We start from the raw sequence: 8,161 nt of genomic DNA, 5'->3' as shown, positions 1-8,161 counted from the left end.
GGTGGTAGGGGTAGGCGGTGTCGACATAGTTGACGCCGCCCTCGATGGCCGCCTGCAGCAGCCGGGCGGCGTGGGCCTCATCGATGCGGCCCTCGTCGCCGCCGATCACCGGCAGACGCATGCAGCCAAAGCCCAGGGCCGAGACCCTGCAGCCGGTGCGGCCCAAATAGCGGTATTGCATGCCACACACCTCCTCAACCGCCCTGGCGGACACCGGTTTCAAAACCGGGGGAGTTAACCGGGGGTTGGGTGATTTTTCCGATTCCCTCCGCCGGCCGGTTGCAACGGCCCCCGCCCTGCAAACCGGCGGCACCCCGCGGGGCCCCGGCCTGTGCCGCCCGGCCTATGCCTCAGTCGCCCTTGAAGCCCGCCACCAGGGCAGCGATCGCCCGCTCCTTTTCGGTATCGACGGCCCTGGGGGAAGGGCCCTGCAGGATCTCCTGCAGACGCCGGCGGGCGCGCGCCAGCAGATCGCTGCGGCCCTCGGCGGCCCACTTCTCGTATCCCTGGCGGCAGAACAGCCCGGGCCGCCACTGGACCTTGCGCAGATGCTTCAGGGTGTGGGGCTGGGTCAGGAACTGTCCCTGCCGGGCGCCCTGGGGGATCACCGCCAGCGCCAGGCTGTCGTCGTCCACGGGAACCCCCTTCTGCAGGCGCCGCACCAGGTCGATGATCTCGTCGCTGATCACGATCATCTCCAGCGAGCCGGTCAGGCCGAAATCCAGGTAGCCGACGTCGTGGTTGAGATTGGAGCCGGCCAGGGCCGACATGAAGGTTTCCAGGCCCGCCTCGAAGCCCGCCTGCATGTCGGGGATTTGGGAGTCGCTGGTGCCCGCGTAGCCCCAGTTGGGGATGTCAAGATAACGGCTCATCTCCACCATGGCCATGTAGGCCAGCAGGTACTCGGGGGCGTTGTAGGAGCACTGGCTGGTGGACATGTCCAGCACCGCGGCCCCCATGCCCATCAGAAACGGGGCGCCCGGGGCGGTCAGCTGGTGGATCACCAGCCCGAAAAAGCACTCCGCCAGCCCCTGGACCACATGCCCGGCGATGGTCATCGGCGCGGTGGAGCCGGCGATCGGGGCCGGGGAGTAGATCGCCGGGGAACCGGTCTCGGCGCAGAAGATCAGCTTGTCCACGCTGGCGAAGGGGTGCTTGAGCGGGCTGATGGGCTCGGCGTACTGGATCCAGTAGGGCTTCTCCCGCAGGGCCTGGGCGCCGCCGCGCAGGATTTTGGCAATCTCCCACATCGCCTGGAGGTCCCCGCGGTCCTTGGCGGTGTTGACGATGGGCTTGGTGCTGTTCTCAACCATCGCCCGAAAGCTGGCCAGATAGGCCAGGTCGGGGTTCAGCTCGTGGGGGTGGGCGAAGGACATAATGAAATCGATGTTGGGCAGGGCCTCGCAAACCCGCGCAGCCGTCGCGATGTCCTCCAGGGTGGTGCGCCGCCGGGTGAGGGTCTCGGATTCCAGGGACCACATGAGGTCCGAGCCGGTCCCGAAATAGGACCGCCGCCCCCCCAGGTCCATGGCCAGCTCCCCCTCACGGTTGTAGACCCGGATGCCGTTGGGCACGCTGGCGCAGGCGCGCTCCACCAGGGCGGCGGGCACCCGGACGTGTTTGTCCTCCGCCACCCGGCAGCCGGCGTCCTTGAGCCGTGCCAGCGCCCCCGGGTGATGGAGCAGCATGCCGGTTTCCTCCAGGACCTGCAGCGCGGCGTGATGGATTTTCTGCTTGTCGCCCTCCGATAGAAAACTCAGCCGGGGGCTGAAGCCAATATCGACGTTGTCCATCCGTTATTCCTTCCCTTGCGCCGGGCAGTCGACACGAGCCCGCCCGGGGTGTTTTGCGCGCTTCAAAGCGGCCGTCCGGCCGCGTCCCAGCCGGCCAGCTCGTAAAATTCACGCACCATCTGCGCGAAGCGCTCGCGGTCCAGGCGCGGGCCGTCGCCGCTGAAAAACATTTCCGGCAGGCTGTCGTCCGCGGCCCGGAGGCCCAGCCGGATGTTGAGCCGTCGCTCCCGCGACGCCACCCGCGCGCCAGTCTGCAGCAGGTCGCGGGCCGAAACCGGCCAGCCGGTGACGGCCGCCGTGAGACGGGCCTCGCCCACCAGGTCGAAGGTGCCGATCAGGGACAGCGCCGGCACCTTGCACAGGCCCAGGCTGTCCACCACGATGTTGACCAGTACGGCCCGGTAGACCAGCTGCGGTTTGCCCTCGTAGGAGCGGGGGTCCAGGGCCTTGGCGGTGCCGAAGGCCCGTTCGGCCATCCGGGGGCTCCAGCGGTGCTCCAGCGAGGCATAGACGTTGTTGTAGTCCCCGCCGCGGCTTGAAATCGCATAGCCCAGCGCCGAGCCAAGCAGTGCGGCCGGGTGGTAGGCGGTCAGCTCGAGCCCCTTGACGTGGGCCGCAAAGGCCACCGCTCGGGGCCCGAACTCCCGGGCGGCGCGCCGCACCCCCAGCGCCAGGAGCCCACCCAGGCCCTCCGTGGCCGCCATCTGGCGGATCAGGGCCTCCATGCTGCGGGGGTTGCCCCAGCTGAGATCCAGCCCGCCGCTCTTTGCGGCCGGCATCAGGCCGCGGGCCGCAAGGTCCATGGCAAAGGCGATGGCGGTGCCGGCCGAGGTGCTGTCCAGCCCCAGGCGGGTGCAGAGGTTCTCCAGCCGCACCACGGCCGCCCCGTCCCCCAGGCCGCACTTGGCCCCCAGGTTGATCATCGGCTCGAACTCCGGCCGGTAGGCGGGCGTCGGGTCTCCGGCAAACTGCAAGAGGGCCTTGCACTGCACCGGGCAGCGGGCGCAGCCGCGGGAGCGCACGACGGCGGCCTGCAGGCGCGACCCGTCCAGATCGGCGGCCCCCGGGAAGTCCAGCCGGCGGTAGTTGCGGGCGCCCACCAAGCGCTGATCCGAGGCCCACTTGACGTAGCCGGCGCCGCCCAGACGCGAAAAGATCCCGAAATCCGGCGAGCCCGTGATCTGCCGCAGATAGTCCTCGACCGCGCCTTTGACCGCCGCCGCCGGCGGCCTGCGGGCGGCCGCGGGACGGCGCACCACCAGGGCCTTGAGGCGCTTGGCGCCCATCACCGCCCCCAATCCGGTGCGGCCGGCGGCATGGTCCCGATCGGAGATGATGCAGGCAAAGCGCGCCAGGCGCTCCCCGGCCGGTCCGATGGCCAGCGTCTGGATCTTGCAGCCGGCGGCGGCCGCCAGGCGGTCCTCGGTGGCGTGGGTGTCCAGCCCCCAGAGCGCTTCGGCGCCCCGAATGCGGGCGCCCTCGGGGCTGATGTCCAGATAAACCGGCCGCGGGCTGCGGCCGCGGATCAAAACGGCCTGAAAACCACAGGCCCGCAGCCAGGCGCCGAAATGCCCGCCGATGTTGGCGCTGCCCAGCAAACCGGTCAGGGGGCTGACCGCGTTGAGGTGCAGGCGCGAGGAGGCCGGTGCGGGGGTGCCGGTGAGCAGCCCGCAGGCCAGGACCAGCAGATTGTCCGGCGAAAGCGGGTCCACCGCCCCGGGCAGAGCCTCATCCAGCAGGGCCACATTCAGCCCACGCCCCCCCAGAAAGCTGCGGACCATGGCCGGGTCCAGGGGGTGCTGGCGAACAACGGCGGAGGTCAGGTCAATTTCCAGAAGCCGGCCGCAAAGGTCCATTTTTCCGTCTCCAGCAGCGGCCGCAGTATCCAGACCAGCCTGCCGCTAAAGGCCAATACGGGAAAAACCCGCGCCTGTCAACGGCCGCGGCGCATCTCGGGGGGCGCCTCATCCGGCTATCCCTTGAGCTCGCCGACGGCGGCTTCCACCGCCGCGATGATTTCCCCGGAGCGCAGCAGCGTCACGGCGGTTTCGATGTCGCGGTACAGATCGCGGTCGGCCGCCAGGTGGGGCACATGCCGGCGAATGACGGCGTAGGCCGCGCGGGTGCCCAGACCGGCGCTCAGCGGCCGGTTCGCGGTCAACAGATCGTGAGCCTGGGCGGCGCAGAGCAGCTCGATGGCCAAGACGTTTTCCACGTTGTCGAGAATCTCGCGGGTCTGGCGGATGGCGATGCTGCCCATGCTGACGTGGTCCTCCTTGTTGGCGGAGGTGGGGATCGAGTCCACGCAGGCGGGGTGCGCCAGGACCTTGTTTTCGGAGACCAGCGCGGCGGCGACGTACTGGCCGATCATGTAGCCCGAGTTGAGGCCGCCGTTTTCGACCAGGAAGGCCGGCAGTTCGCTGAGCTGGGGGTTGACCATGCGCTCGATGCGGCGCTCGGAGACGCTGCCCAGCTCCGCCAGCCCCAGGGACAGGTAGTCGGCCGCCATGGCCACCGGCTGGCCGTGGAAATTACCCCCCAGGCGCACCTCCTCGGTGTCGGCGAAAATCAGCGGGTTGGTGGTGGTGGCGTTGAGTTCGATGCCGATCACCCGCTTTGCGTGAGCCACGGCGTCCTTGCTGGCGCCGTGGATCTGGGGGGCGCAGCGCAGGGTGTAGGCGTCCTGGACCCGGGCGCAGCCTTCGTGGGAGGCGACAATGGCACTTTCGGCGGTCAGACGCAGGATGTTGTCGGCGGTGGCGACCTGGCCGGGGTGGGGGCGCACTTGATGAATGCGGGGGTCGAACTCCGCGGCGCTGCCCATCAACACCTCCAGGCTCATGGCGCAGGCGATGTCGGCGGTCTTGGAGAGCCGCACGGCGTCGCTGACCACCAGGGCGCCGATGGCGGTCATCACCTGGGTACCGTTGATCAGCGCCAGCCCCTCGCCGGCTTCCAGCCGCCGCGGCGGCAGGCCCGCGATCCGCAGGGCTTCCGCCCCGGGGATGCGCCGGCCGCGGTGGAAGGCCTCGCCGCGGCCGATCAGGACGAGTCCCAGGTGAGCGGTGGGAGCCAGGTCGCCGCTGGCCCCGACGGACCCTTTTTCGGGCACCAGCGGCGAGATTCCCAGGTTGAGAAAGGCCAACAGGTAGCGCAGGGTTTGCATGCGACAGCCCGAGTAGCCCTGCGCCAGATCGTGCACCCGCAGCGCCATGACGGCCCGCACGACCTCCTCGGGCAGCGGCTTGCCGACCCCGGCGGCGTGGCTCATCAGGATGTTTTCCTGCAGCCGCCGGGTGTCGCCCGCAGAGATGGTCACGTTGCAGAGGGCCCCGAAGCCGGTGGTGATCCCGTAAATCACGCGTTTCTCTGCAACCCAGCGGGCGATCAGCTCGCCGGTGCGCTCCACCCGCTGGACCCCCGCGTCGGAAAACGCCGCCGGCGCCCGGTGGCGCGCAACCGCCACCAGGTCCGCGATGGTCAGCTCCGGCCCGTCAAGATAAATCGGCCGCATTCCCCCTCCCCCGGTCTCCACTCACACGGCCAGCTTGGCCGCGACCGCTTTTTCAAGCGGCGCCAGCGCCCCCTCGACCCCTTCCAGCAGGCGGTCCGCGCTGCGGCCGCAGGTTTCCACAAAGGCCCCGTCGCGGATGGCCGCCAGGTTGATGCGCACGTTGCAGGCCGCGGCCTGGGCCCCGGCGCGGCACAAATGGACGGCGCTGCCCGCGTCGCTGATGCAGTTGGGGTTGCCGTCGGCCACAACCGTCCCCAGCAGCCTGGCCAGCCCGGCGGCCGCCGCCAGGGTGTCCAGGGGCACCTCGGCGGCATGCTGCAGGGCGCGCTGGATGGCCCTGCTGCGCTCCGTCTGCTGGGCTGGATCGGCCTTGGGCAGCTTGAAGGCCCCGGCCACCTGATTGTAAGCGGCGCTGTCGGCGTCCAGCAAGGCGAGAAAGCGCGCCGCCAGCGGGTCGGCGGACGCAATGACGGCCTCCAGGCGGGCGCGGGCCTGGGAGTCGCCGGCTTTGGCCACCGTCAGCCGCGCCACCATGGCGGCCAGCGCGGCCGCCATGGCGCCGGCATAGGCCGCCGCGCTGCCGCCCCCCGGGGCGGGGGCGTCGCCGGCGAGGTCGTGCACGAACTCTGTTAGTGAGCGTCCCGCAAGGTTCATGGCTGCTCCTTTCCGGCGACCAGTTCGCCGCGCTTGTAGACCGCCGTCAGCGGTGAAACCCCCGCATGGTAGGCCAGAATCGCCGGACTTTCGCCGTCGAGCAGCAGAAAATCGGCCTGTTTGCCGGGGTCCAGGCTGCCCACCCGCCCGGCCATGCCCAGCGCGTAGGCGGCATTCAGGGTAACGCCGGTCAGCGCCTCCAGCGGCGAGAGGCCCATCTGCAGCACCGCCAACCCGAAGACGAAGGGCATCGACTCGGTGAAGCTGGAGCCGGGATTGCAATCGCTGGCAAGCGCCACGGGGACCCCGCCCTGTATCATCCGGCGGGCAGGTGCGTAGGGTTTGCGCAGGCTGTAGGCCGTGGCCGGCAGCAGGCTGGCGACGACGCCGGCCTGCCGCATGCGGGCGATATTCGCATCGCTTGCGGCCAGCAGATGATCGGCTGAAACGGCCCTCAGCTCGGCGGCCAGACCGGCCCCGCCGAGGTCGTGGACCTCGTCGGCATGCAGCTTGAGCTGCAGGCCGGCGTTGCGGGCGGCCTGCAGGATGCGGCGGGTCTGGGCGATGGAAAACACGCCCCGCTCGCAGAAGACGTCGCAGAAGCGGGCGACACCCTGCTGCCGGACCGCGGGGAGCATCTCGTTTACGATCAGGGCGACGAACCCGTCGGGGTCGGCACGAAACTCCTCGGGCACGGCGTGGGCCCCGAGAAAGGTCGGCACCACGTCCAGCGGCAGCTCGCGGCCGACGCGGTCGATCACCTGCAGCATGCGCAGCTCGGTTGGGGTGTCCAGGCCGTAGCCGCTCTTGATCTCGACGGTGGTGGTGCCCAGGCCGAGAGCCGTCAACGCCCGCCGGCGGGTGGCCGCCAGCAGGTCGGTCTCGGCGGCGGCGCGCACGTCGCTCACCGAGGAGAGGATCCCACCGCCCCGGGCCAGGATCTCGAGATAGGGGGTGCCCGCCAGGCGCAGGTCGAACTCGGCCTCCCGCGGGCGAAGAAAACACATGTGGGTGTGGGGGTCCACGAAGCCGGGCACCAGGCAGGCGCCGCGGCAGTCGATCTCCTGGTGGACTTCGGCCCCGCTGCGGGCGATTTTGCCGCGCACTTCGGCGCCGGGGCCGATCCGCGCGACCCGACCGCCGCCCACCAGCAGCGCACCGTTTTCATAGACCCGCACCCGGCCTTGGGAGGCCCCGGCCAGCGGGGCGCCGGGGTCCTGGGGAGTGAAAATTCGGGCGTTGTAAAACAGCTTGGTGGTCATCCACCGTCCCCGATCTTCTCCAGCAGCTGCAGCTCGATCACCTGGGCCGGGTCGAAGCCGGCAACCTGCAGGTAGTAGGCGGCGCTGTCCAGCAGGGCCGCGGCCGGCACCATGCCGTAAACCTCGGTTTCGGCCACCGCCACCCCCCAGCGCCGGGCCTCCATGCGCACGGTTTCCAGGACGCGGTAGAGGGGGTTTTTCTCGTGGTCCACCAGGTTGAGGCTCACCTGGACCAGCCCGCGGTCCGCCAGGGCCAGGCCGATCCCTTTGACGTGGCAGAAGCCGCCCGAGGAGGCCCGCACGGCCGCGGCGATTTGTTTGGCCACCTGGAGGTCGGTGGTCTTGAGGTTGACGTTGAAGGCCACCAGAAAACGCCGCGCGCCGATCACCGTCGCCCCGGCCCTGGGGTGCAGTTCCGGCCCGCCGACATCCGGGCTGCGCTCCGGCGTCTTGACCTCATCGCGCAGGCCTTCGTACTGCCCCTTGCGAATCACCTCGAGCTTTTTGCGCTCGGGCCTGAGGGCTGCCTCCTCGTAGAAATAGACCGGGACCCCGGTCTCCTCGTGGAATCGCCGGCCAAAGGCGTGCGCCAGCGCCACACACGCCGCCATGTCGATGTTTCTAAGGGGTGTAAAGGGGATCACGTCGATGGCCCCGATGCGCGGGTGGGCGCCGCGGTGGGCGGCCATGTCGATCCGGGCGATGGCCACCTGGGCGGCCGCCAGCAGGGCGTCCTGCAACGGCCCGGGCTGTCCCGCCAGGCTGACCACCAGGCGGTTGTGGTCTGCATCGGCGCGGTGGTCCAGCAGATGACAGCCGGGAGCAGCCCGGAAGGGCGCCAGGATGGCCGCGATCACCTCCGGCCGCCGGCCTTCGCTGAAGTTGGGGACGCATTCGATCAGTTGGGTGGCCATGGCCTCGACCTCCTGCTGTGGGTT

The 8,161-nt window shown here is 70.0% G+C and carries 7 protein-coding genes; all 7 read right to left on the bottom strand.

What is annotated here, in order from left to right; genetic code table 11:
* The coding region (locus LJE63_15015; GenBank protein MCG6907914.1) for an aldo/keto reductase at positions 1-181 on the bottom strand (181 nt) is incomplete at its 3' end.
* Between the two features lie 169 nt (positions 182-350).
* Positions 351-1,793: a trimethylamine methyltransferase family protein gene (locus LJE63_15010; protein ID MCG6907913.1), complete on the bottom strand. Its 1,443-nt coding sequence runs from the start codon at positions 1,791-1,793 to the stop codon at positions 351-353.
* A 62-nt stretch (positions 1,794-1,855) separates the two neighbouring features.
* Positions 1,856-3,649 carry a hypothetical protein gene (locus LJE63_15005; protein MCG6907912.1) on the bottom strand — a complete coding sequence of 598 codons (1,794 nt, stop codon included), beginning with the start codon at positions 3,647-3,649 and terminating at the stop codon, positions 1,856-1,858.
* 116 nt (positions 3,650-3,765) lie between these two features.
* Entirely contained in the window at positions 3,766-5,307 is a 1,542-nt protein-coding gene (gene hutH / locus LJE63_15000) for a histidine ammonia-lyase (GenBank protein ID MCG6907911.1), read from the bottom strand.
* Between the two features lie 21 nt (positions 5,308-5,328).
* Positions 5,329-5,961, bottom strand: a complete 633-nt coding sequence (locus LJE63_14995; protein ID MCG6907910.1) for a cyclodeaminase/cyclohydrolase family protein — start codon at positions 5,959-5,961, stop codon at positions 5,329-5,331.
* A complete protein-coding gene (gene hutI, locus LJE63_14990) occupies positions 5,958-7,223 on the bottom strand; it encodes an imidazolonepropionase (protein ID MCG6907909.1) in 1,266 nt (421 codons plus the stop codon). Before hutI ends, LJE63_14995 begins: the two co-directional genes overlap by 4 nt.
* On the bottom strand, positions 7,220-8,161 hold a 942-nt coding region (gene ftcD, locus LJE63_14985; GenBank protein MCG6907908.1), incomplete at its 5' end, for a glutamate formimidoyltransferase. The genes hutI and ftcD, both read right to left, overlap by 4 nt.

Source organism: Desulfobacteraceae bacterium, from assembly GCA_022340425.1.
In the GTDB taxonomy this organism is placed as follows: domain Bacteria; phylum Desulfobacterota; class Desulfobacteria; order Desulfobacterales; family JAABRJ01; genus JAABRJ01.
Note: the sequence above shows the minus strand (reverse complement) of the source record. Positions and strands in the feature narration are given on the sequence as shown.

What these genes read in the sequence shown, in the direction of transcription:
- LJE63_14995 (MCG6907910.1), bottom strand. Translation starts at nt 5,961, where the DNA reads ATGAACCTTGCGGGACGCTCACTAACAGAGTTCGTGCACGACCTCGCC.
- LJE63_15010 (MCG6907913.1), bottom strand. Translation starts at nt 1,793, where the DNA reads ATGGACAACGTCGATATTGGCTTCAGCCCCCGGCTGAGTTTTCTATCG.
- hutH (MCG6907911.1), bottom strand. Translation starts at nt 5,307, where the DNA reads ATGCGGCCGATTTATCTTGACGGGCCGGAGCTGACCATCGCGGACCTG.
- LJE63_15005 (MCG6907912.1), bottom strand. Translation starts at nt 3,649, where the DNA reads ATGGACCTTTGCGGCCGGCTTCTGGAAATTGACCTGACCTCCGCCGTT.
- hutI (MCG6907909.1), bottom strand. Translation starts at nt 7,223, where the DNA reads ATGACCACCAAGCTGTTTTACAACGCCCGAATTTTCACTCCCCAGGAC.